A 22,163-nucleotide genomic window follows, 5' to 3' on the forward strand; every position below is an offset into this window, starting at 1 on the left:
CTGGACCTGGGCGCCCCGTTCGGCGGCCTCGACGTCATCGGTGGCGTCGTCGCCGTCGGGCTGTGGCTGTTCGTGCTGCACCTGGTCGTCGTCATCGGCTGGCTGGTCACCCGGGCCCTGGACGGTCTGGCCCGCCACCACGGCGCCGGCCCGGACCCCGCCGGGCGGGCGGGGCTCGTCCTCGGCTTCGCCGCCCCCGACCGGGAGGCGCTGCGCGGGGCGCTCGCCGTCGTCACCGCGGTGCTCGCCCGGAACGGCCGCGGGCCCGCCTCCCCGGAGGGAGACGGGCCCGCGGCCGTGACCTGAGGTCAGGCGTCGACGGTCCAGGTGTCGCCGCCGGCGAGCAGGGCGCCGAGGTCGCCGGGGCCCTGCAGGCGGGCCTCGTCGAGCTGCTCGGCCATCATCGCCTCGTAGCTGGGCTTCTGGACCTTCCGGAACACGCCCATCGGCGTGTACCGGAGGTCCTGCGAGGACAGCCGGGAGAGCGCGAACGCGTAGGACGGGTCCTCGCGGGTGGCGTCGTGGACGACGATCTCGCTCGGGTCGACCTGGTTGGTCTCGGCGATCCGCAGGCCGCCGAACTCCTCGCGGACCACGCAGGAGGCGCCGTCGGGACCGAACACGAGCGGCTTGCCGTGCTCGAGCGGGATGGTCCACATCGGGCCGGTCGCCGGGTCCTTGAGCAGCTCGAACGCGCCGTCGTTGAAGATGTTGCAGTTCTGGTAGATCTCCACCAGCGACGTGCCCTTGTGCTCCGCCGCCTGCCGCAGCACCTCGGTGAGGCCCTTGCGGTCGGAGTCCATCGCGCGGCCGACGAACGTGGCGTCGGCGCCGATGGCCAGCGAGACCGGGTTGAACGGGTGGTCCAGCGAGCCCATCGGGGTGGACTTGGTGACCTTGCCGACCTCGGAGGTGGGCGAGTACTGGCCCTTGGTGAGGCCGTAGATCCGGTTGTTGAACAGCAGGATCGTCATGTCGACGTTCCGCCGCAGCGCGTGGATCAGGTGGTTGCCACCGATGGACAGCGCGTCGCCGTCACCGGTCACGACCCACACCGACAGGTCCGGGCGGGACGCGGCCAGGCCGGTCGCGATCGCCGGGGCGCGGCCGTGGATCGAGTGCATCCCGTAGGTGTTCATGTAGTACGGGAAGCGCGACGAGCAGCCGATGCCCGAGACGATGACCATGTCCTCGCGGGCGATGCCGAGGCTGGGCAGGAAGCTCTGGACCGCGTTGAGGATGACGTAGTCACCGCACCCGGGGCACCAGCGCACCTCCTGGTCGGTCTTGAAGTCCTTGCCCTTGAGGTCGGTCACCTTGGGGCCGTGCTGCTCGAGCGAGCGGGCGATGGCGGCGTCGATGGGGGTCGGCGCGTCCGGCATGCCGAGTTCGACGGTGGTCACTGCTGGGCTCCGTTCACAGCTGGGCTCCCTGCGGAGGGGGTCACGGCGGTGGGCTGCGCCGTGTCGATCGCGTCCTGGATCACCGCGGCCAGCTCGGCCGCGCGGAAGGGCAGCCCGCGCACCTGGGTGTGGCTCTGCACGTCCACCAGGTACCTCGCGCGCAGCAGCATCGAGAGCTGCCCCAGGTTCATCTCCGGGCAGATCACCCGGTCGTACCGGGCCAGGACCTCGCCGAGGTCGGCCGGGAACGGGTTGATGTGCCGCAGGTGGATCTGCGCCACCTTCCGGCCCGAGCTGCGGATCCGCCGGCAGGCGGCGCCGATCGGGCCGTACGTGGAGCCCCAGCCGATGACGGCGACGCGGGCCCCCTCACCGTCCAGGCCGTCCGGGTCCTCGACGTCGGTGAGCGGGATCGAGGCGGCGATGCCGTCGACCTTCGCCTGCCGGGTGCGGGTCATGAAGTCGTGGTTGGCCGGGTCGTAGGAGATGTTGCCGGTCCGGTCGGCCTTCTCCAGCCCGCCGATCCGGTGCTGCATCCCCGCGGTGCCGGGGATGGCCCAGGCGCGGGCCAGGGTCTCCGGGTCGCGCAGGTAGGGGAGGTACTCGCCGTCCTCGCCGTTGGGCTCGGTGGCGAAGCCGACGTCGCCGGTCAGGTCGGGCAGCTCGTCGACGGCGGGGATGGCCCACGGCTCGGCGCCGTTGGCCAGGTAGCCGTCCGACAGCAGGATGACCGGGGTCCGGTAGGCCAGCGCGATCCGCGCCGCCTCGATCGCGGCGTCGAAGCAGTCACCGGGCGACCGCGGGGCGATCACCGGGATCGGGGCCTCGCCGTTGCGGCCGAACATGGCCTGCAGGAGGTCGGACTGCTCGGTCTTGGTCGGCAGGCCGGTGGAGGGGCCACCGCGCTGGACGTCGACGATGACCAGCGGCAGCTCGGTCATCACCGCCAGCCCCATCGCCTCGGACTTGAGGGAGACACCGGGCCCGGACGTGGTCGTGATGCCGAGCGCCCCGCCGAAGGAGGCACCGATCGCCGCGGCGATGCCGGCGATCTCGTCCTCGGCCTGGAAGGTCCGCACGCCGAAGGCCTTGTGGCGCGACATCTCGTGGAGGATGTCCGACGCAGGCGTGATCGGGTACGCGCCCAGGAAGATCGGCAGGCCCGAGCGCTGCCCGGCCGCCACCAGCCCGAGGGCCAGGGCCTGGTTCCCGGAGATGTTGCGGTAGCGGCCCGGCTTCATCGGGGCCGGCTTGATCTCGTAGGAGACGGCGAACGCCTCGGTGGTGTCGCCGTAGTTGTAGCCCGCGCGGAACGCGGCGATGTTGGCCGCCGCGATCTCGGGCTTGCGGCGGAACTGGCGCTCCAGGAAGCGGATCGTGCCCTCGGTGGGCCGGTGGTACATCCAGCTCAGCAGGCCGAGCGTGAACATGTTCTTGCTGCGCTCGGCCTCCTTCTTGCCGAGGCCGGAGTCCTTGAGCGCCTCGAGCGTCATGGAGGTCAGCGGCACGCTGACGGTCTGCCAGCCCTCGAGCGAACCGTCCTCGATCGGGTTCGTCGCGTACCCGACCTTGGCCAGGTTGCGCGGGGTGAACTCGTCGGAGTCCAGGATGAGCAGGCCGCCGCCGGGCAGCTCGGCGAGGTTGGCCTTGAGCGCGGCCGGGTTCATGGCGACCAGGACGTCGGGCGCGTCGCCCGGGGTCATCACGTCGTGGTCGGCGAACTGGAGCTGGAAGGAGCTGACGCCCGGCAGGGTCCCCGTCGGCGCCCGGATCTCGGCGGGGAAGTTCGGCAGCGTCTTCAGGTCGTTGCCGAAGGACGCCGTCTCGCTGGTGAACCGGTTGCCCGTGAGCTGCATGCCGTCGCCGGAGTCGCCGGCGAGGCGGATGACCACGCGGTCGAGCGCCACGACGCTCTTGACGAGCCCGCCGGGGGCGGAGCTGGGCACCGTGGTGGCCAGGGCGCCGTTCGACTCCGACGGCGCGACGGTCGGGTTGGTGCCAGTCATCAGGGGGTCTACCTCCACCGGGCGAGGTTACGTGCGTGTGTCCGCGCCCGGGATGTGCAACCGGACACGCTGTGCAGCGGCGAGGATCCCACCGCGTCCAGGGGTGCCAACCAAGGCAGCCCTTATCTCATTCCGCCGGGTGACGGGTGGGCCGGCGGCGGGGAACGGGCGGTCGGCCGACGGCGTTGGACCGGACGTGCAGCGCTGGAACAACGGACTGAAGACCGCCCTGCTCCTGGGGCTCATGGGCGGTCTGATCCTCATGGCCGGGGCGCTCATCGGCGGGCGCGGTGGGCTGTTCATCGCCCTCGTCCTCGCGCTCGGCATGAACGGCTACGCCTACTTCAACTCCGACAAGCTGGCCCTGCGGTCCATGCGGGCCTTCCCGGTGACCGAGACGCAGGCGCCCCAGCTCTACGCGATGGTCCGCGAGCTGGCGACGTCGGCCCGCCAGCCGATGCCCCGGCTCTACGTCAGCCCGACCGACCAGCCCAACGCCTTCGCGACCGGGCGGAACCCGCGCAATGCCGCGGTGTGCGTGACCCAGGGCATCCTCGAGCTGCTCGACCGGCGGCAGCTGCGGGCGGTGCTGGCCCACGAGCTCTCGCACGTCTACAACCGCGACATCCTGATCAGCTCGGTGGCCGGCGCGATGGCCACGGTGATCACCTACCTGGCGCACATGGCGATGTTCGCGTCGCTGTTCGGGGGCCGCTCCGACGAGGACCGCGGTGGCGGCAACGCCCTCGGGGGCCTGCTGCTGATGCTGCTCGGCCCCCTCGCGGCGGGGCTGGTGCAGATGGCGGTCAGCCGCAGCCGCGAGTACCAGGCCGACGCCTCCGGTGCCGAGCTCTCCCAGGACCCGCTGGCGCTCGCCGACGCCCTGCGCGTCATCGAGCGCGGCACGGCGGTGCGGCCGCTCCCGCAGGAGGAGCGCCTGGTGACGCAGAGCCACCTGATGATCGCCAACCCGTTCCGCGGTCGGGGGATGGCGTCGATGTTCGCCACCCACCCCCCGATGGCCGACCGGATCGCCCGGCTGGAGCAGATGGCCCGCGAGCGGTAGGAGGGCCCGGCCGCCCCCTGCGGCCGGGCCGGCTCCGCCAGGTCAGCGGTAGTTGTCGAACTGCAGGGCGACGTCGAGGTCGGCACCGCGGAGCAGCTGCTGGACCGCCTGGAGGTCGTCGCGCTTCTTGCCGCTCACCCGCAGCTGGTCGCCCTGGATCTGCGCCTGGACGCCCTTGGGGCCCTCGTCGCGGATGAGCTTGGCGATCTTCTTGGCGACGTCGGACTCGATGCCCTGCTTGATCGTGGCGCCGATCTTGTAGCTCTTGCCCGAGGCCTGCGGCTCACCGGCGTCGAGCACCTTGAGCGAGATGCCCCGCTTGATGAGCTTCTCCTTGAACACCTCGAGCGCGGCCGAGACGCGCTCCTCGGTGTCGGCCTGCAGGGTGACCCCGTCCTCGCCGGCCCAGGCGATGGTGGCGTTGGTGCCGCGGAAGTCGAACCGCTGCGACAGCTCCTTGCCGGCCTGGTTCAGGGCGTTGTCCACCTCCTGGCGGTCCACCTTGCTCACGACGTCGAACGATGCGTCGGCCATGTCTTCCTCTCCGTGGGGGCGGTTCCGCCACCGGGACTCGTCACGGGGACCCGTCACCGCCGGTACCCCGCGTCTTGTAGTCTCTCCCGCGTACCGAGCAGCACGCACCGCAGGGCGGGTTGCCCGAGTGGCCAATGGGAGCGGACTGTAAATCCGTCGGCTTAGCCTTCGAAGGTTCGAATCCTTCACCCGCCACGTTCGGTACGGCGGCCCCCGACCTGCAGGTCGGGGGCCGTCACCTTCTCCGCACCGCGCGTTGCCCCCGCCGGTCAGGGCAGGGTCGGGGCCCGCGCGCTCGCGACGGCGGTGCGCTCCAGCGGCTCCCCGCCGAGGAAGAGCCAGTCGAAGGCGATCGCGACGTACCGCGTGCAGCGCACGGTGACCTCGGCGCCGTCGGTCTCCGCCGACCAGCTGTCCAGCTGCACGCCGCCGTCGGCGAGCTGGTCGGCGACGGCGGCCTGGGCGGCGGCCCGGGTGAGCGGCAGCTCGGTCCCCACCCCGTGGGCGTAGACGGCCGCCTCGTCGGCCTGGTTCGCCGCGGCGAGCGCGGCGCCGTCGCAGACCGACTGGACCTCCTGCTGCTCCAGGAAGGCGTCGGAGGCGGCGATGCCGCCGAAGCACATCAGCGCGGCGACGAGCCAGCAGACCAGGACGAACGGCAGCGTCGAGCCGCGTTCCGGGTCGTCGGTCGGCCAGCGCACGCGGGGGAGCGTAGGCAGGCCCCTCCGGTTATCCACCACCTGTGGACACGATCTGTGGACATTGTGGACGAGCGGTCACCCGGTCCCGTGACGTGCGGTCGGCCCCTGTGGACGACGGCGGCCGCGGGCGGTGCCGGCGGGCGGTCCTCCAGGCGTCGCGAAACGGCCGCGGACTCACTGTTCGTGCGGCCCGAGTGGCGGAAGGTCACGACATGACGTAGACGCCCGGCGTGTCGTCACGGACATGCTTGTGGCCGCCGGTCACGGGAAGCATTGTCTCCCGCGCGGTCCGTATTCGACGACGCTCTGCCCCCGCGCGTGGATGGCTGCCGCAGCCAGCCTTTCTTTCGTGCCCAGAGGGAGTCGCCATGAACACCATGCAGCGTGAGGGTCAGTCGGGTCGCGGGTTCCGGTGGACGCGTGGCTTCAGGTGGACCCGCCAGGCGGGCTGACCAGCCCGGTCCTGCGGTTCACCCGTGCGGGGCAGTCGTTCTGCGGAACGGCTGCCCCGACTCATGTCCGGCCTCCGAGGTGCCGAGGATGCTTCTGATCGGATCCATCCGCGGGTCCGAACGCGTCGCGCCGGCTGGTTTCGCTGCTAGCCTTCGCCCGCCCGACCACCCGGGGAGTCCATGTGCAGGCCGCTGAGCAGCAGGTCCGCGAGCCAGGAGACGGTCGCGCACCGCGCAGCCCCTGGCTCGTGGCGCTGCTCGGGCTCGCCGTCGGCGTGCCGGTCGGGGTGGCGGTCTTCCTCGCCGGGCCCTGGCGGGTGGACGTGCCGGTGCTCGTCGCCGTCTTCGGCATCGCGGTGGTCGCCGAGCGCCTCACCGTGCACGTCGAGTTCCGGCGGCAGAGCTTCCACAGCTCCGCGAGCGAGCTGGCGTTCGTGCTCGCCCTGCTGGAGGTCGGCGGCGCCTGGACGGCCGTGACCCGCGCGGTCGCGGTCGCGCTGGTCCTCACGGCGCAGCGGCTCCCGGCGCCGAAGGTCGTCTTCAACGCGGCCGTGGCCGTCCTCGAGGCCGGCGTCGCCGTGGCCGTCCTCGGGCTGCTGCCCACCGGTGGGATCACCGACCCGGTGACGTGGCTGTCCTGCCTGGCCGCCGTGTTCGCGGCCAACGTCGTCTCCGCCGGCCTCGTCGGCGGCGCCATCACCATGGCGCAGGGCTACCCGGGACGCGCCCTGTGGGCCGGGATCCTGGTGCCCCTGGTCGTGGTCGGGCCGGTGGCCGCGCTGATCGGCCTGGCCATCCTGCTGCTGCTGCACACCACCGTCTGGGCGTGGCTGATCATGACGCCGCTCGCCGCGGCGGTCGTCCTCCTCCACCGCCGGTTCGCGGGGGTCACGCGGGAGAGCCAGTCGCTCGAGCAGGTCTACGCGTTCGCGCGGCGGGTCGAGGAGGTGCAGCCCGACGAGGCCGGCACCCACCAGATCGTCCAGGCCGTGCGCGAGCTGCTCAACGCCGAGCGCGTGGCCCTCTGGCTGCCGCCCTACCTGGACGAGGGCCCGCGGCTCGTCGTCGCCACGGAGGACGGGGCCGACTGGTACGACGGCCCCGGGGACCCCGACGACCTGCTCCGCCGGCGGGCCGTGGCCTCCACCGACGGCGTCGTCCACGTGACGGCGGCCCGCGCCGGTGCGGCCGAGCGCGCCGCCCTCGCCCGACGCGGGGTCTCCGACCTGCTGGGTGCGCCGGTCACGACGGCGGCCGGGGAGCCCGGCTACCTCGAGGTGTGCGACCGGCGCAGCGACCTGGTCTCCTTCAGCAGCAGCGAGCGCGGCGCCCTGGACTCGATGCTCACCCACGTCAACGCCGCGATCCGCCAGCAGCAGCTGCTGACCCGCATCCGGTACGACGCCGACCACGACCGGCTGACCGGCCTGCCCAACCGGCAGCGGCTCTCCGCCGAGATCGACCAGCTGCTGGCCGGTGGCGCGGCGGGTGCCCGGGCCGGGCTGATCCTGGCCTCCCTCGGCACCTACGCCGACGTGACCGACACCCTCGGCCACGCGGCGAGCGACGAGCTCCTGCTGGTCATCGCCGGGCTGCTGCGCGAGCACGCGCCGCCCACCGCCCTGCTGGCCCGCATGGAGCGCGAGCAGTTCGCCGTCCTCCTCCCGGGGCTCTCGCTGGCGGCCACCGAGCAGGCCGCGCGGCGGCTGCGCGAGGCCGCCGCGACGCGGGTGCGCGTCGCCGGGCTCGACCTCGAGGTCTCGCTGACCATCGGCGTCGTCGCGGCGCCGGTCCACGGCACGGACTCCGGCATCCTCATGCAGCGGGCCGACGTCGCCCTGCTCGCCGCCGAGTCCTCCGGCGGGGTGGCCAGCTACCACCCCGTCCTGGACCAGCAGAGCCTCCGGCGGCTGCAGCTGGCCTCCGAGCTGGAGCAGGCGATGGCCGACGGGCAGATCAGCGTGGTCTTCCAGCCGGTCATCGACGCCCAGACCAACGACATCGTCTCCGTGGAGACGCTCATCCGGTGGGTCCACCCGCGCTACGGCAACGTCCCGCCGGAGGAGGTCATCGGCCTCGCCGAGCAGATCGGCCGGATCGGCCTGGTGACCGACCACGTCCTCGACCTGGCGCTGGCCCGGTGCCGCCGCTGGCTGGACCAGGGCATCGCCCTGTCGGTCGCGGTGAACGTGTCGGCGCGCTCCCTGGCCGAGCCTGACCTGGTCGAGCGCATCCGCGGCGCGCTGCAGCGCCACGAGGTGCCGGGGGAGCTGCTCATCCTCGAGCTCACCGAGAGCAGCGTCGTCGACGACGCCGTGCGGGAGAGCTCGGTGCTGGACGACCTGCACGACCTCGGGCTGCGGCTGTCCATGGACGACTTCGGCACCGGCTACTCGTCCCTGTCGCAGCTGCGCCAGCTGCCCATCGACGAGCTGAAGATCGACAAGTCCTTCGTGCTGACGATGGCGACCAGCCAGGGGGAGTCCTTCATCGCGCGCTCGATCATCGAGCTGGCCCACAACCTGGGGCTGTGCGTGGTCGCCGAGGGCGTCGAGGACGAGATGACCCGCAACCAGCTGGCCACGATGGGCTGCGACAAGCTGCAGGGCTTCCTGATCAGCCGCCCGCTGCCCGAGGACCGGCTGGAGAGGTGGCTGCTCGCGCGGGCCGGCGTGCGCTCCGCCACGCCGGGCGCCCCGCACCGCCGGCTGTTCGTCCGGACCTGACGGCGACCCGTCCGGCACGGCCCGGCGAGCCTCCGGACGGGGTCCTCCAGGGCGGCTGTTACAGTTCTCCACGCACGGTTCGGAGGGGACCTGCGCCCCGGCGCAGACCCGGCCAGCACGGCCAGGTACAGTCTTCGACGGCTCCGAGCACGCCCCTTTAGCTCAGTCGGCAGAGCGTCTCCATGGTAAGGAGAAGGTCTACGGTTCGATTCCGTAAAGGGGCTCTGGCAGTAAGCTGACCAGCCGGTCCTGTCGCGAGACCGGGCCGCACGGTCATCCCGGCGGTGTAGCTCAGCCTGGTAGAGCAAGCGGCTCATAATCGCTGTGTCACCGGTTCAAGTCCGGTCACCGCTACTCCCGACGGACCCCGCACCCCGGGGTCCGTCGTCGTGTCGGCACCGACCGGCGCAGGCAGTACCAGGTCCCGGCCCCGGGGCCTGCACTACAAGGCTAGGAGCGCCCCGTGGCAGCCACCGATGTCCGTCCGAAGATCACCCTGGCCTGCCAGGAGTGCAAGAACCGCAACTACATCACCCGCAAGAACCGTCGGAACGACCCCGACCGTCTCGAGCTGATGAAGTACTGCCCGCGCGAGCGCAAGCACACGCTGCACCGCGAGACCCGCTGACGGTCTCCGGCAGCTGAGCGAGGGCGGGAGCATGGCGCTGGACCGGGAACTGGTCGGGCGCAGCTACCCGCCCTCTGCCGTCTACGAGGTGGGCCGCGCCAAGATCGCGGAGTTCGCGACGGCCGTCGGCGCGCAGGACCCGGTGCACTTCGACGTCGACGCCGCCCGCGCGGCCGGCCACCCCGACGTCATCGCGCCGCCCACCTTCGCCATCGTGGTGAGCCTGGAGGCCGCCTTCGTGGTGCTGGGCGACCCGGAGGTCGGCCTGGACTACAGCCGCGTGGTGCACGGCGAGCAGAGGTTCACCCACCACCGCCCGATCCGGGCCGGTGACCGGCTGGTCGCCACGACGACCATCGACGCCGCCCGCAGCGTCGCGGGCAACGACCTGCTGACCGCCCGGGTGGAGCTGGCCGCCGAGGACGGGGAGGCCGTCTGCACGACGGCGTCGATGCTCGTGGCGAGGGGCGCATGACCGTCGAGGTGGGCACCGAGCTGCCGGAGCAGGTCCTGCGCGTCACCCGTGCGGACCTGGTCCGCTACGCCGGTGCCTCCGGTGACCTCAACCCGATCCACTGGAGCGACCGGACGGCCCGCGAGGTGGGGCTGCCCGGCGTCATCGCCCACGGCATGTTCACCATGGCGCTGGCCGGCCGGGCGGTGACCGCCTGGACCGGTGACCCGTCGGCGCTCGTGGAGTTCCAGGTCCGCTTCGGCCGCCCGGTGGTCGTCCCCGACGACGACGAGGGCGCCGAGGTCACCGTGCGCGGCAAGGTCGCGGCGCTGCTGGACGACGGCCGCGCGCGGGTCGACCTCACCGTCACCAGCGACGGCGAGAAGGTCCTCTCCCTCGCCCGCGCGGTCGTTCGGCTCCCGTGACCGCCCGCCGGTCGGTGGGGGCGCTGCTCGGCGCGCTCCTGCTCACCGGCTGCACGTCCTTCGCCGAGGGGCGCCCCACCGCCGGCTCGGCGGCGCCGGAGACCGGGGAGGAGAGCGCCGACCCGGGCGCCTGCCCCGCGGAGCGGGCCGAACCGGACCCGGACCGGCCCACGGTCTCCTACGACTTCCGGCTGGCCGACGACCTGCGCACGGTCACCGGCAGCGAGACCGTCGTCTTCACCCCGGACCTGCCCACGGACGAGCTGGTGTTCCGGCTGGTGCCCAACGCCCCGGAGTCGGCCCCCGCCGGCAACCGCCTGGTCGTGGACGGCGTCCGCGGCGACGACGTCGAGGAGGGCGGCTACGAGGCGGCGGGTGGCAGCGGGCCCGGCGGCCTCTACGTCGTCCGGCTCGACGCCGAGCTGGAGGCCGGGGAGGCCACCGAGGTGCGCCTGGACTTCACGCTCACCATCGGCGAGGGCGGCTTCGAGCGGTTCGGCGTCGCCGACGGCGTCACCTGGTGGGCCAGCGGCGCCCCGCTGCTGGCCTGGGAGCCCGGGACCGGCTGGGCCCGGGACCCCTTCGTCGGCCTGACGGGGGAGACGGCGAGCAGCCCGGCCGCGGACACCGAGATCACCGTCTCCGCGCCTGAGCAGCTGACCGTGCTCATGACCGGCGCGCGGGCCCGCCCGTCCGACCCGCGCGACGGGCGGCGGACCTGGCGGGCGACCGAGCCGGTCGCCCGGGACGTCGCCGTCGCCGCCGGGCTCTTCGGAACCGCCGAGCAGGAGACGCCGGGCGGGGTGCTCGTCCGCGCCGGCGCCCTGGTCGGCGGCGACCTCGAGCCGGGGGAGCTGCTGGAGGACACGATGGCGGCGATCGCCGAGCTGGAGGCGTTCCTGGGGCCGTTCCCCTACGGGACGCTCAGCGTCGCGCTGCTCCCGGACTACGGGGGCGGGATCGAGTACCCCGGCATGATCCTGCAGGCCACGCCGAGCCGCGAGGTGCTCGTGCACGAGGTCGCCCACATGTGGTTCTACGGGATGGTCGGCAACTCGCAGTTCCGCGACCCGTGGCTGGACGAGGCGTTCGCCACCTGGGCGGAGTCCATGACCGACCCGCCGCCGGCGTCCTCGGTGGAGTCCGCCCTGGCCCGCGAGGGCGACGTCGGCGGCGCCATGGACGAGTTCACCGGCGACCGCCCGTACGTGAGCACCGTGTACGGCAAGGGCGGGGCGGCGCTGCTGGCCGCCCGGGAGGCGGCGGGGGCGGAGGCGTTCGACGCCGCGGTCCGCTGCTACGTCGACGCCACCGCCTGGTCGATCGCGACCCCGGCGGACGTCGGTGCCGCCCTGGCCGACCTGCCCGCCGCGGTCGCCGTCCTCGTCGATGCCGGGGCGCTGGACGAGGACGACCTCCCCGGCTGAGCTACTCGGCCGAGCCGAGGAGCCGCTGCATGCGGGTGACGCCCTCGACGAGGTCGTCGTCGCCCAGGGCGTAGGACATCCGGATGTAGCCCGGCGTGCCGAACGCCTCGCCGGGGACGACGGCGACCTCGGCCTGCTCCAGGACCAGCTCCGCGAGCTCGGCGCTGGTCGCCGCGGTGCGACCGCCGATCGGCCGGCCCAGCAGGCCCTTCACCGAGGGGTAGACGTAGAAGGCGCCCTGGGGCTCGGGGCAGGCGATCCCGGGGATCTCCCGCAGCATCTGCACGATGGTCCGGCGCCGGCGGTCGAAGGCCTCGCGCATGGTGGCGACGGCCGACAGGTCACCGGTGAGCGCCGCGATCGCGGCGGCCTGCGAGACGTTGGCGACGTTGGACGTCGCGTGCGACTGCAGGTTGGTGGCGGCCTTCACCACGTCGGCCGGCCCGGCGATCCAGCCCACCCGCCAGCCGGTCATCGCGTAGGTCTTGGCGACCCCGCTGACGACCACGCAGCGGTCGGCCAGCTCGGGGACGAGGACTGGCAGCGACGGCGCGGTGACGCCCCCGTAGGTGAGGTGCTCGTAGATCTCGTCGGTCAGCACCCACAGGCCGGCCTCCAGCGCCCAGCGGCCGATCTCCTCGACCTGCTCCGGGGGGTGCACCGCCCCGGTGGGGTTGGACGGCGAGCAGAAGAGCAGCGCCTTGGTGCGCGGGGTGCGGGCGGCCTCCAGCTGGGCGGCGGAGACCAGGTAGCCGCTCTGCTCGTCGGCCACGACCGGCACGGGGACGCCGCCGGCCAGCCGGATCGCCTCGGGGTAGGTGGTCCAGTACGGCGCGGGCACCAGCACCTCGTCGCCCGGGTCCAGCATCGTCGCGAACGCCTCGTACACGGCCTGCTTGCCGCCGTTGGTGACCAGCACCTGCGCGGGGGTCAGCTGCAGCCCCGAGTCGCGGGCGGTCTTCGCGACGATGGCCTCCTTGAGGGCCGGCAGCCCACCGGCGGGGGTGTAGCGGTGCATCGCCGGGGTGCGGGCGGCGGTGATGGCGGCCTCGACGACGTAGTCCGGCGTCGGGAAGTCCGGCTCGCCGGCACCGAAGCCGATCACCGGCTTGCCGGCGGCCTTGAGCGCCTTCGCCTTCGCGTCGACGGCCAGCGTCGCGGACTCCGCGATCGCGCCGATGCGGCGGGAGACGCGGCGCGCGGCGGGCGGCAGCCCGGACGAGGGGGCGGCGGGCTCCGGGGCGGTCATGGCCTCATCGTGTCAAAGGCCGTGGCCCCGGCCGTGCCGCCGGTCAGCGGGGCGGTCGCCCCACCGGGAGGGGAGCGGGTCGGTGGGACGTTGGCTGCGCACCCGGGCGGTCCCGTACACTTGCTGGCCTGGGGCAGTTGACCCCGCCACCGGCGTGCCCCGGATCTCCTCGGAGGTCGGGGCGTGGCTGCGGCGAGGCGACCGTCCCGGGGCCCTTCCCAGGGCACAGGGGTGTAGCTCAATTGGCAGAGCAGCGGTCTCCAAAACCGCAGGCTGCAGGTTCAAGTCCTGTCACCCCTGCCCGTGCCGCCGGTCCGCCGGCGACGAGCACGACCAGCACGACACCGGCACCACCGACCGACGGCCCTCGTGCGAGCGGCCACCACCACGAGGCGAGCGAGGCGCAGTGAGCGACGAGAAGCCGGGCCGCGAGGACGACGCGCGCGCCGCCTCCGACGCCGAGCTCACCGACGAGCAGCTCGACCGCGAGGCGCCGGGCGTCGACGACGCCGAGGCCCTCGAGGCGGCCGAGGACGAGGTCGCCGGCGACGCGGAGTCCGAGGAGGGCAAGGTCGTGGCCCCCCGGTCCGGCCAGCGCGGCCGGCGTGGCCGGATCACCGCGGACGCCGAGGACGAGGACGACGAGCCGGCCGCCCGCACCCGCCGGGCCGCGCGCAGCGCCTCGACCCCTGCCCGCGAGGGCACCGGCACCCGCTCGCGTGCCGCCGCCGAGCGCGCCCGGGCCCAGGAGATGCGCCCGCGGCGGTCGATCCTGCGGTTCCTCCGCGAGGTCGTGGCCGAGCTGCGCAAGGTCATCTGGCCGGGCCGGCGCGAGCTCATCACCTACACCACGGTCGTCATCGTCTTCGTGACCTTCATCGTCGCCCTGGTGGCCGGGCTGGACCTGCTCTTCGCACGGGGCGTGATCGCCGTCTTCGGCTGACCTCCGCCCACCGTGCCGCTCCGCCCCCTGACAAGGAAGAGATCCCTGTGACCGACCCCCGCGAGCCCTTCGAGACCGACAACGCGGTCGAAGGCACCGACCTGGACGACGCCCGCTTCGACGTGCGCGGCTCCGCCGACGTCGAGACCGGTGTCGGCGAGACCGGTGCGGCCGAGGGGTCCACCGAGACCGCCGACCTGCAGACCGGCACCGAGGTCGCCGACGTGACCCCGGAGGTCGAGGACGGCGACCCCGCCAGCCTGGCGAGCGACCCGCTGGCCGCCCCGGCCGCCGACTCCGACGTCGCGGTGGAGGAGGACGAGGACCCGGCCGAGGCGATGAAGAAGGCGCTGCGGATCGCTCCCGGCGACTGGTACGTCGTCCACTCGTACGCCGGCTACGAGAACAAGGTGAAGACCAACCTCGAGGCGCGCATCCAGTCCCTCGACGTGGAGGACTACATCTACCAGATCGAGGTGCCCACCGAGGAGGTCACCGAGATCAAGAACGGCAAGCGCTCGCAGGTCAACCGCAAGGTGCTGCCCGGCTACCTGCTGGTCCGCATGGAGCTCAACGACGAGTCGTGGGGCGCGGTCCGCAACACCCCCGGTGTCACCGGCTTCGTCGGCGCGACCTCCAAGCCCTCGCCGCTCACGATCGACGAGGTCGTGAAGATCCTCGTGCCGGCCACCGCCCCGCAGGCGCCCCGGGCCGCCGAGGCCGCCGCGTCCGGTGGCGGTGCCGCCGCGGCCGCGCCGGCTGCCGTCGTCGACTTCGAGGTCGGCGAGTCGGTCACCGTCATGGACGGCCCGTTCGCGACGCTGCCCGCCACCATCAACGAGATCAACGCCGAGCAGCAGAAGCTGCAGGTGCTGGTCTCCATCTTCGGCCGCGAGACGCCCGTCGAGCTGTCGTTCAACCAGGTCAGCAAGATCTGAGCGCTCGACGGCGCTCCGTGCACCAGCTGATCCACCAGAGATAGAAGGAAGTCATGCCCCCCAGGAAGCGGTTGACCGCGGTCATCAAGCTCCAGATCAAGGCCGGTGCGGCCACCCCCGCGCCGCCCGTGGGTCCGGCGCTCGGCCAGCACGGCGTCAACATCATGGAGTTCTGCAAGGCCTACAACGCGGCCACCGAGTCGCAGCGTGGCGACGTGGTCCCGGTCGAGATCTCGGTCTTCGAGGACCGGTCCTTCACCTTCATCACCAAGACCCCGCCGGCGGCGCGCATGCTGCTCAAGGCCGCCGGTGTCGAGAAGGGGTCGGGCGAGCCGCACAAGACCAAGGTCGCCACGGTCACCCGTGACCAGGTCCGCGAGATCGCCACCACCAAGATGGCCGACCTCAACGCCAACGACATCGACCAGGCCGAGAAGATCATCGCCGGCACCGCCCGGTCGATGGGCATCACCGTCGTCTGACACTCGCTCCACCAGTACCAGTGGGAGGGCCTCGCCAGGCCCGTTCACCACGTGACCGGGGTCCTGTCCGTGAAGGACCGGGCCCCCGGAAGGACACCACCATGGCGAAGCACGGCAAGAAGTTCCGCGCCGCGGCCGAGAAGGTCGACCGCGACAACCTGTACAGCCCGCTCCAGGCCGCCACCCTGGCCAAGGAGACGTCGACGACCTCCTACGACGCCACCGTCGAGGTCGCCATGCGCCTGGGCGTCGACCCGCGCAAGGCCGACCAGATGGTCCGCGGCACGGTCAACCTGCCCCACGGCACCGGCAAGACCGCCCGCGTCATCGTGTTCGCGACCGGTGACAAGGCCGCCGAGGCCGAGGCCGCCGGCGCCGACGTCGTGGGCTCCGACGACCTGATCGAGCGCATCCAGGGCGGCTTCCTGGACTTCGACGCCGCGATCGCGACGCCGGACCAGATGGCCAAGGTCGGTCGCATCGCCCGCATCCTCGGCCCCCGCGGCCTGATGCCGAACCCGAAGACCGGCACCGTGACCCCCGACGTCACCAAGGCCGTCAACGACATCAAGGGCGGGAAGATCAACTTCCGCGTCGACAAGCAGGCCAACCTGCACCTGGTCATCGGCAAGACCTCCTTCGACGAGACGAAGCTGGTGGAGAACTACGCCGCCGCGCTCGACGAGGTGCTGCGCGCCAAGCCCGCCGCCGCCAAGGGCCGGTACCTGAAGAAGGTCACCGTCTCCACGACGATGGGCCCGGGCATCCCGGTCGACCCGAACCGCACCCGCAACCTGACGGTGGACGAGCCCACCGCCTGACAGCAGGCCCCGTCCAGGGGCTCCACGGAGGCCCCGTCGCGCACCAGCGCGGCGGGGCCTCCGTCGTCCCGCCGCCCGTCCGGGTGGTCACCGGGGGACCGGCTACCGCCTCCGCCGGTGGATCGCGTACTCTTGGCGTCGTTCCCCCCAAGACCGCTGGTCGTCGCACGTCCGCGTGCGATCGAAGGTCCGCAGACTGCGGACGACCCGCGCAGGAGGACGGTTCGATCGCCGGGCGCTTCTCCGCGCCCGCCTGTCGCCCCGTGCGCCCTGCGCCGGGGCGTTCTCCGTCTCCGGGGCCTCGATCGCCCGTCGTCGTGCAGCGTCCAGTGGTCGCCCGACAGACGAGAGGAGGCCCATGCCCACGCAGGCGAAGGCCGCGGTGATCGACGAGATCACCGAGCGGTTCCAGAACTCGAGTGCGGCGGTGCTCACCGAGTACCGCGGGCTGACCGTGGCGCAGCTGACCCAGCTCCGCCGTTCCCTCGGTGAGGGCAGCAGCTACGCCGTCGTCAAGAACACCCTGACGAAGCGGGCGGCGGACTCGGTCGGTTTCTCCGACCTCGCCCCGCTGCTCAACGGCCCCACCGCGATCGCCTTCATCGAGGGCGACCCGGTGAACGCGGCCAAGGCCATCCGTGACTTCGCGCGCGCCAACCCGCTGCTCGTCGTCAAGGGTGGCGTGGTCGAGGGCCGCACCGTCGACGCCGCCGAGGTCACCCGCCTCGCCGACGTCGAGAGCCGTGAGGTGCTCCTCGCCAAGCTCGCCGGCGCGATGAAGGGCAACCTGACCAAGGCTGCCGGGCTGTTCCAGGCCCCGCTGTCGCAGGTCGCCCGCCTGGCTGCCGCGCTGCAGGAGAAGAAGGCGGCCGACGCACCGGCCGCCGAGGCTCCGGCCGCCGACACCGCTGCTGCTGACACCACCCCCGACACGACCGACGCTGCCGCCGACGCGGCCAGCGACGCCTGATCCAGAAGGAGACACCATGGCCAAGCTTTCCAGCGCCGAGCTGCTCGACGCGTTCAAGGAGATGACCCTCCTCGAGCTGTCCGACTTCGTGAAGCAGTTCGAGGAGACCTTCGAGGTCACCGCGGCTGCCCCCGTCGCCGTCGCGGCCGCCCCGGCCGCCGGTGGCGGCGACGGTGGCGCTGCCGCCGCCGAGGAGCAGGACGAGTTCGACGTCATCCTCGAGGCTGCCGGCGACAAGAAGATCCAGGTCATCAAGGAGGTGCGCGGCCTGACCTCGCTCGGCCTCAAGGAGGCCAAGGACCTGGTCGACAACGCGCCGAAGCCGATCCTGGAGAAGGTCGCCAAGGACGCTGCCGAGAAGGCCAAGGCCGCTCTCGAGGGCGCCGGCGCCACCGTCACCGTCAAGTGACCCCCTGCCCGGCGGCTTAGGCCGCCGGGCAGTGCACCACCTCGCTCAGGGACCGTCCTCCGTCACGGAGGGCGGTCCCTGTCGCGTGTCGGGGTGGTTTGCAACCCGGAGACGAGATCGGGGTCACCCAAACCGCGTGACACACGTAACCTTGCCTCCACACGTTCGTTACTGACCGGTAGTGGTGCGGACCACCCGGACCTCCGGATGCGGAGATCCCCGGGTTGCCGCACACTGCCGGGGCCTGCCACTGCGGCGGGGTGGGGACCGGCAGCTGAGCCGGAACGGGAGGCGGGAGACACGTGGGCGTCGCAGTCGAGGTCTCGGGGCTGACCAAGTCGTTCGGTAGCCAGAACATCTGGAGCGACGTCACGCTGACGTTGCCCCCGGGGGAGATCTCGGTGCTGCTGGGCCCCTCGGGCACCGGCAAGTCGGTGTTCCTGAAGTCCCTGGTCGGTCTGCTGAAGCCCGAGAAGGGCTCGATCATCATCAGCGACACCGACATCGTGACCTGCAGCGAGCACAAGCTGTACGACGTCCGCCGGCTGTTCGGCGTCCTCTTCCAGGACGGCGCGCTCTTCGGGTCGATGAACCTCTACGACAACATCGCCTTCCCGCTGCGCGAGCACACGAAGAAGAGCGAGAACGACATCCGCAACATCGTCCTGGAGAAGATGGAGATGGTCGGTCTCCAGGGCGCCGAGGGCAAGCTGCCCGGCGAGATCTCCGGCGGTATGCGCAAGCGCGCCGGCCTGGCGCGCGCACTGGTGCTCGACCCCGAGGTCATCCTCTTCGACGAGCCGGACTCCGGCCTGGACCCCGTCCGCGTCGCCTACCTCAACCAGCTCATCGTCGACCTGAACGCCCAGATCGACGCCACCTTCCTGATCGTCACGCACGACATCGGCACGGCCCGCACGGTGCCCGACAACCTCGGCCTGCTCTTCCGTCGGCACCTGGCGATGTTCGGGCCGCGCGAGCAGCTGCTGACCTCGCAGGAGCCGGTCGTCCGGCAGTTCCTCAACGGTCGCCGCGAGGGCCCGATCGGGATGAGCGAGGAGAAGGACGTCGCCCAGGTGGAGGCCGAGATGGCCGCCCTGGAGGCCCGCGGCGGCGACGCCCACAACGGCGTGGGCCCCAAGGGTGCCTCCGGTGGCGACGCCGTCCCGCCGCAGCTCGAGCCCTCGCCCGGCCTGCCCGAGCGCAAGGCCGTCCGCCGCCGCCAGGAGCGGGTCGCGCGGATGCTGCACGAGTTCGACCCCGACACCGCCGAGGCGATCCGCGCCTCGCTGCCCGAGGACCTGCTGGCGCAGGCCGACGCGGGTGCCTTCACCCCGACCCGGGGCTCCGGTGGCCGGCACTGGGCGCCGGAGGCCGACGCCGCTGCCGGCGGCTCCACCGCCACGGCCGTGCTGCCCCGGTCGGGCGGTGAGGGGTGACCGCTACCGACAAGCCGAAGGCGCCGGGCCTCCTCGACGGCAAGTACTCGCCGACGCGCCCCGTCGCCGCCAGCGGGAAGCTCTTCGCCTTCGCCCTGGACGTGATCCGGGCGCTGCCCAAGCGCCCCTTCCAGGTCCGTGAGTTCATCCAGCAGACCTGGTTCATCGCCAGCGTCACGATCCTGCCGACGGCGCTGGTCGCGATCCCGTTCGGCGCGGTGATCGCGCTGCAGCTCGGCTCGCTCACCCGCCAGCTCGGCGCGGAGTCGTTCACCGGCTCCGCCGCGGTGCTGGCGGTGCTCCGCGAGGCGAGCCCGATCGTGACCGCGCTCCTGATCGCCGGCGCGGGCGGATCGGCGATCTGCGCCGACCTGGGCGCCCGCAAGATCCGCGACGAGATCGACGCGATGGAAGTGCTGGGCATCAGCCCCATCCAGCGCCTCGTGGTGCCGCGCGTCCTCGGCGCGATGCTCGTCGCGGTCTTCCTCAACGGCCTGGTCAGCGTCGTCGGCGTCGCCGGCGGCTACTTCTTCAACGTGGTGCTCCAGGGCGGTACACCCGGTGCCTACCTGGCCTCGTTCAGCGCGCTCGCGCAGGTGGCCGACTTCTGGTCCGGCGAGCTCAAGGCGCTGGTCTTCGGGCTGATCGCCGGCATCGTCGCCTCCTACAAGGGGCTGAACGCCGGCGGTGGCCCCAAGGGCGTGGGGGACGCGGTGAACCAGTCCGTGGTCATCACGTTCCTGCTGCTGTTCGCGGTCAACTTCGTCATGACGGCGCTGTACTTCCAGCTCGTCCCGCCGAAGGGGGCGTGATGGCGCTCCTCTCGCCCACCGACCGGATCCGGGTCGGTGCCCGCAAGGTGGTCAACACCGTCTACCGGCGTCCGATGGACACCCTCGACGACCTCGGCGACCAGCTCAGCTTCTACGGCCGGGCGCTCGGCTGGGTGCCGCGCACCCTGCGCCGGTACAAGCGGGAGACCTTCCGGCTGCTGGCGGAGGTCACCTTCGGCTCCGGGGCGCTGGCGGTCATCGGCGGCACCGTCGGCGTCATCGCCTTCCTCTCCTTCTTCACCGGCACCGAGGTGGGGCTGCAGGGCTACGCGGCGCTGGACCAGCTGGGCACGTCGGCGTTCACCGGCTTCCTCTCGGCGTACTTCAACACCCGGGAGATCGCCCCCCTGGTCGCCGGTCTCGCCCTCTCGGCGACGGTCGGCTGCGGCTTCACCGCACAGATCGGCGCGATGCGCATCAACGAGGAGATCGACGCCCTCGAGGTGATGGGCGTGCCGTCCCTGCCGTTCCTGGTGACCACGCGCATCGTCGCCGGCTTCATCGCCGTCGTCCCGCTCTACGTGCTGGGCCTGCTGAGCAGCTACTTCGCGACCCGGACGATCACCACGCAGGCGTACGGGCAGTCGGCCGGCACCTACGACCACTACTTCAACCTGTTCCTGCCACCGCAGGACATCTTCTGGTCGTTCCTGAAAGTCCTGGTCTTCGCGGTGGTGATCATCCTCAGCCACTGCTACTACGGCTTCCGGGCCGGCGGTGGCCCGGCCGGTGTCGGTCTGGCCGTGGGCCGGGCCGTGCGTTTCTCGATCGTCGCGGTGATGGTCATCGACCTCTTCCTCTCGCTGGCGATCTGGGGCTCCACGACGACCGTGCGGATCGCGGGGTGAGGGCGAGATGAGCAAGCGGGGACTGGTCGTCCGTCGGCGGCTGCAGGGACTGGCCTTCCTGGTCGTCCTGGCGCTGCTGCTGGGCCTGGCCGTGGCGACCTACCAGAAGGCGTTCACCGACTTCGCCGAGGTGACGCTGCGGGCGGACACGGTGGGCAACCAGCTGAAGGAGGCCTCCGACGTCAAGGTGCGCGGCGTGATCGTGGGCGAGGTGCGAGCCGTGGACGCCGACGTCGACGGCGCGGTCATCGAGCTGGGCATCCGGCCGGAGTACCTCGAGCAGATCCCCGCCGACGTCACCGCCCGGCTGCTGCCCAAGACGCTGTTCGGCGAGCGCTTCGTCTCCCTCGAGCTGCCCGAGAGCCCCGGCTCGGCGCGGCTGGCCGACGGCGACGTCATCGGCCAGGACCGCAGCGAGAACGCCATCGAGCTGCAGCGGGTGGTCGACGACCTGCTGCCGCTGCTGCAGGCCGTGAAGCCCGAGGACCTCTCCTACACCCTCGGCGCCGTGGCCGAGGCGCTGCGCGGCCGCGGCGACAAGCTGGGCGAGAACCTCGCCGCGGTGGGGGAGTACACGACCCAGATCAACACCGTGCTGCCGGAGCTCCAGGCCGACATCAGCGCCATCGCCGACGTCGCCGACACCTACGACGCCGCCGCCGAGGACCTGCTCGGGGTCCTCGACAACCTGGCGGTCACCAGCACGACGCTGGTCGACCAGCAGGAGCAGCTCCGCCGCACGTTCACCGTGGGCGCCGGCACCGGCGACGTGACCGCCGGCTTCCTCGAGGCCAACGAGCGCAACATCATCTCGCTGGCCGAGACCTCGCGCCCGGTGCTCGGCGTCTTCGCGGAGTACTCCCCGGTCTACCCGTGCCTGCTCAACGGACTGACCCGGTTCAACCCGATGATCAGCGAGGCGTTCGGCGCCGACGGCGACCCGTCGCTGAACCTGAACATCGTCGTCAGCCTGCCGCCGCGGAACCCCTACGTCCCGGGCGACCAGCCGGAGTACCTGGACCAGAGCGGGCCGGACTGCCAGGGGCTGGGCGACATCGACGGGATGATCGCCGCCGCGGAGCGCGGGGAGTACTACTGCCCGGCCCCGCCGGAGGACGGCGTCGACTCCGTGGACAACCCCGTCTCGGGGAACCCGGTCTGCATCGGCGGGCGGAACCCGGACGACGCGCCGGAGGGGGCCGGCGAGCCGAACCCCGGCTCGCCCACGGCGGGCAACTCGCTGCCGTACGACCTCGCCGGGTCGACGGCGGAGCTGGACCTGGTGCGCAACATCCTGAGCTACCAGACCGGCGTCGAGCCCGGGAAGGTCTCGGACCTGTCGGCGTCGGTCATGGCGCCGCTGCTCCGAGGTACACAGGTGGCACTGCGATGACGGGGCGTGGCGTGCG

Annotated in this window: 21 protein-coding genes, 4 tRNA genes and 1 pseudogene; 21 read left to right on the plus strand and 5 right to left on the minus strand. The window is 72.3% G+C overall.

The window, feature by feature from the left end:
* Positions 1-306 (plus strand): annotated as a pseudogene (locus tag E4P43_RS20540) (hypothetical protein); the annotation flags it as partial.
* Between the two features lie 2 nt (positions 307-308).
* Here the strand turns inward: E4P43_RS20540 and E4P43_RS12100 are convergent.
* Both E4P43_RS12100 and E4P43_RS12105 read right to left on the minus strand, forming a co-directional pair.
* The gene (locus E4P43_RS12100) at positions 309-1,403 is read right to left on the minus strand and encodes a 2-oxoacid:ferredoxin oxidoreductase subunit beta (protein ID WP_209313851.1); all 1,095 of its coding nucleotides are present in this window, start codon (positions 1,401-1,403) and stop codon (positions 309-311) included.
* Positions 1,400-3,427, minus strand: coding sequence for a 2-oxoacid:acceptor oxidoreductase subunit alpha (locus E4P43_RS12105; RefSeq protein ID WP_245159099.1), 2,028 nt, complete (start codon positions 3,425-3,427; stop codon positions 1,400-1,402). The genes E4P43_RS12100 and E4P43_RS12105 overlap by 4 nt, the downstream gene beginning before the upstream one ends.
* A gap of 178 nt (positions 3,428-3,605) precedes the next feature.
* Here E4P43_RS12105 and htpX point away from each other — a divergent pair, with 178 nt between their 5' ends.
* Positions 3,606-4,475, plus strand: a complete 870-nt coding sequence (gene htpX, locus E4P43_RS12110) for a zinc metalloprotease HtpX (RefSeq protein WP_135145733.1) — start codon at positions 3,606-3,608, stop codon at positions 4,473-4,475.
* A 42-nt stretch (positions 4,476-4,517) separates the two neighbouring features.
* Here the strand turns inward: htpX and E4P43_RS12115 are convergent, their stop codons facing one another.
* Positions 4,518-5,009 (minus strand): YajQ family cyclic di-GMP-binding protein, encoded by a 492-nt coding sequence (locus E4P43_RS12115; protein WP_135145734.1) that lies wholly within the window; start codon positions 5,007-5,009, stop codon positions 4,518-4,520.
* A gap of 113 nt (positions 5,010-5,122) precedes the next feature.
* Between E4P43_RS12115 and E4P43_RS12120 the strand changes: the two genes are divergently transcribed.
* Positions 5,123-5,204, plus strand: a tRNA-Tyr gene (locus E4P43_RS12120).
* 74 nt (positions 5,205-5,278) lie between these two features.
* Here E4P43_RS12120 and E4P43_RS12125 read toward each other — a convergent pair.
* Entirely contained in the window at positions 5,279-5,710 is a 432-nt protein-coding gene (locus E4P43_RS12125) for a pilus assembly protein TadG-related protein (protein ID WP_135145735.1), read from the minus strand.
* Positions 5,711-6,344: 634 nt separating this feature from the next.
* Between E4P43_RS12125 and E4P43_RS12130 the strand changes: the two genes are divergently transcribed.
* The 7 genes from E4P43_RS12130 to E4P43_RS12160 all read left to right on the plus strand — a co-directional run bounded on the left by E4P43_RS12130 (position 6,345) and on the right by E4P43_RS12160 (position 11,822).
* On the plus strand, positions 6,345-8,888 hold the full coding sequence (locus tag E4P43_RS12130; protein ID WP_135145736.1) for a bifunctional diguanylate cyclase/phosphodiesterase: 2,544 nt from the start codon (positions 6,345-6,347) through the stop codon (positions 8,886-8,888).
* 151 nt (positions 8,889-9,039) lie between these two features.
* Positions 9,040-9,112, plus strand: a tRNA-Thr gene (locus E4P43_RS12135).
* Positions 9,113-9,168: 56 nt separating this feature from the next.
* Positions 9,169-9,242 (plus strand) — tRNA-Met (locus tag E4P43_RS12140).
* A gap of 109 nt (positions 9,243-9,351) precedes the next feature.
* Complete coding sequence (gene rpmG, locus E4P43_RS12145; protein WP_091770212.1) at positions 9,352-9,516, plus strand: 50S ribosomal protein L33; 165 nt, start codon at positions 9,352-9,354, stop codon at positions 9,514-9,516.
* A 31-nt stretch (positions 9,517-9,547) separates the two neighbouring features.
* Complete coding sequence (locus tag E4P43_RS12150; RefSeq protein ID WP_135145737.1) at positions 9,548-9,991, plus strand: MaoC family dehydratase N-terminal domain-containing protein; 444 nt, start codon at positions 9,548-9,550, stop codon at positions 9,989-9,991.
* Positions 9,988-10,395, plus strand: coding sequence for a MaoC family dehydratase (locus E4P43_RS12155; RefSeq protein ID WP_135145738.1), 408 nt, complete (start codon positions 9,988-9,990; stop codon positions 10,393-10,395). Before E4P43_RS12150 ends, E4P43_RS12155 begins: the two co-directional genes overlap by 4 nt.
* A complete protein-coding gene (locus E4P43_RS12160) occupies positions 10,392-11,822 on the plus strand; it encodes a M1 family aminopeptidase (protein ID WP_245159100.1) in 1,431 nt (476 codons plus the stop codon). The genes E4P43_RS12155 and E4P43_RS12160 overlap by 4 nt, the downstream gene beginning before the upstream one ends.
* Before the next feature lies 1 nt (position 11,823).
* Here the strand turns inward: E4P43_RS12160 and E4P43_RS12165 are convergent, their stop codons facing one another.
* The gene (locus E4P43_RS12165; RefSeq protein ID WP_135145739.1) at positions 11,824-13,071 is read right to left on the minus strand and encodes a pyridoxal phosphate-dependent aminotransferase; all 1,248 of its coding nucleotides are present in this window, start codon (positions 13,069-13,071) and stop codon (positions 11,824-11,826) included.
* A gap of 227 nt (positions 13,072-13,298) precedes the next feature.
* Here E4P43_RS12165 and E4P43_RS12170 point away from each other — a divergent pair.
* The 11 genes from E4P43_RS12170 (at position 13,299) to E4P43_RS12220 (ending at position 22,147) form a co-directional block, all read left to right on the plus strand.
* A tRNA-Trp gene (locus E4P43_RS12170) sits at positions 13,299-13,371 on the plus strand.
* 106 nt (positions 13,372-13,477) lie between these two features.
* Positions 13,478-14,014, plus strand: a complete 537-nt coding sequence (secE, locus tag E4P43_RS12175; RefSeq protein WP_135145740.1) for a preprotein translocase subunit SecE — start codon at positions 13,478-13,480, stop codon at positions 14,012-14,014.
* A gap of 47 nt (positions 14,015-14,061) precedes the next feature.
* Positions 14,062-14,952, plus strand: coding sequence for a transcription termination/antitermination protein NusG (gene nusG, locus E4P43_RS12180; RefSeq protein WP_209313852.1), 891 nt, complete (start codon positions 14,062-14,064; stop codon positions 14,950-14,952).
* Positions 14,953-15,005: 53 nt separating this feature from the next.
* Positions 15,006-15,434: a 50S ribosomal protein L11 gene (rplK, locus tag E4P43_RS12185; protein ID WP_135145741.1), complete on the plus strand. Its 429-nt coding sequence runs from the start codon at positions 15,006-15,008 to the stop codon at positions 15,432-15,434.
* Between the two features lie 101 nt (positions 15,435-15,535).
* Positions 15,536-16,255: a 50S ribosomal protein L1 gene (rplA, locus tag E4P43_RS12190; RefSeq protein ID WP_135145742.1), complete on the plus strand. Its 720-nt coding sequence runs from the start codon at positions 15,536-15,538 to the stop codon at positions 16,253-16,255.
* Positions 16,256-16,613: 358 nt separating this feature from the next.
* Entirely contained in the window at positions 16,614-17,225 is a 612-nt protein-coding gene (gene rplJ, locus E4P43_RS12195; RefSeq protein ID WP_135145743.1) for a 50S ribosomal protein L10, read from the plus strand.
* Between the two features lie 16 nt (positions 17,226-17,241).
* On the plus strand, positions 17,242-17,634 hold the full coding sequence (gene rplL, locus E4P43_RS12200; RefSeq protein WP_104530058.1) for a 50S ribosomal protein L7/L12: 393 nt from the start codon (positions 17,242-17,244) through the stop codon (positions 17,632-17,634).
* 302 nt (positions 17,635-17,936) lie between these two features.
* Positions 17,937-19,073, plus strand: coding sequence for an ATP-binding cassette domain-containing protein (locus E4P43_RS12205; RefSeq protein WP_135145744.1), 1,137 nt, complete (start codon positions 17,937-17,939; stop codon positions 19,071-19,073).
* A 95-nt stretch (positions 19,074-19,168) separates the two neighbouring features.
* Positions 19,169-19,885, plus strand: coding sequence for an ABC transporter permease (locus E4P43_RS12210; protein WP_135145782.1), 717 nt, complete (start codon positions 19,169-19,171; stop codon positions 19,883-19,885).
* A 74-nt stretch (positions 19,886-19,959) separates the two neighbouring features.
* A complete protein-coding gene (locus tag E4P43_RS12215) occupies positions 19,960-20,754 on the plus strand; it encodes an ABC transporter permease (protein ID WP_209313855.1) in 795 nt (264 codons plus the stop codon).
* A 7-nt stretch (positions 20,755-20,761) separates the two neighbouring features.
* Positions 20,762-22,147 (plus strand): MCE family protein, encoded by a 1,386-nt coding sequence (locus E4P43_RS12220; protein ID WP_135145746.1) that lies wholly within the window; start codon positions 20,762-20,764, stop codon positions 22,145-22,147.
* Positions 22,148-22,163: the final 16 nt, after the last annotated feature.

Source organism: Blastococcus sp. TF02A-35 (assembly GCF_004571075.1).
Lineage (GTDB): Bacteria > Actinomycetota > Actinomycetes > Mycobacteriales > Geodermatophilaceae > Blastococcus.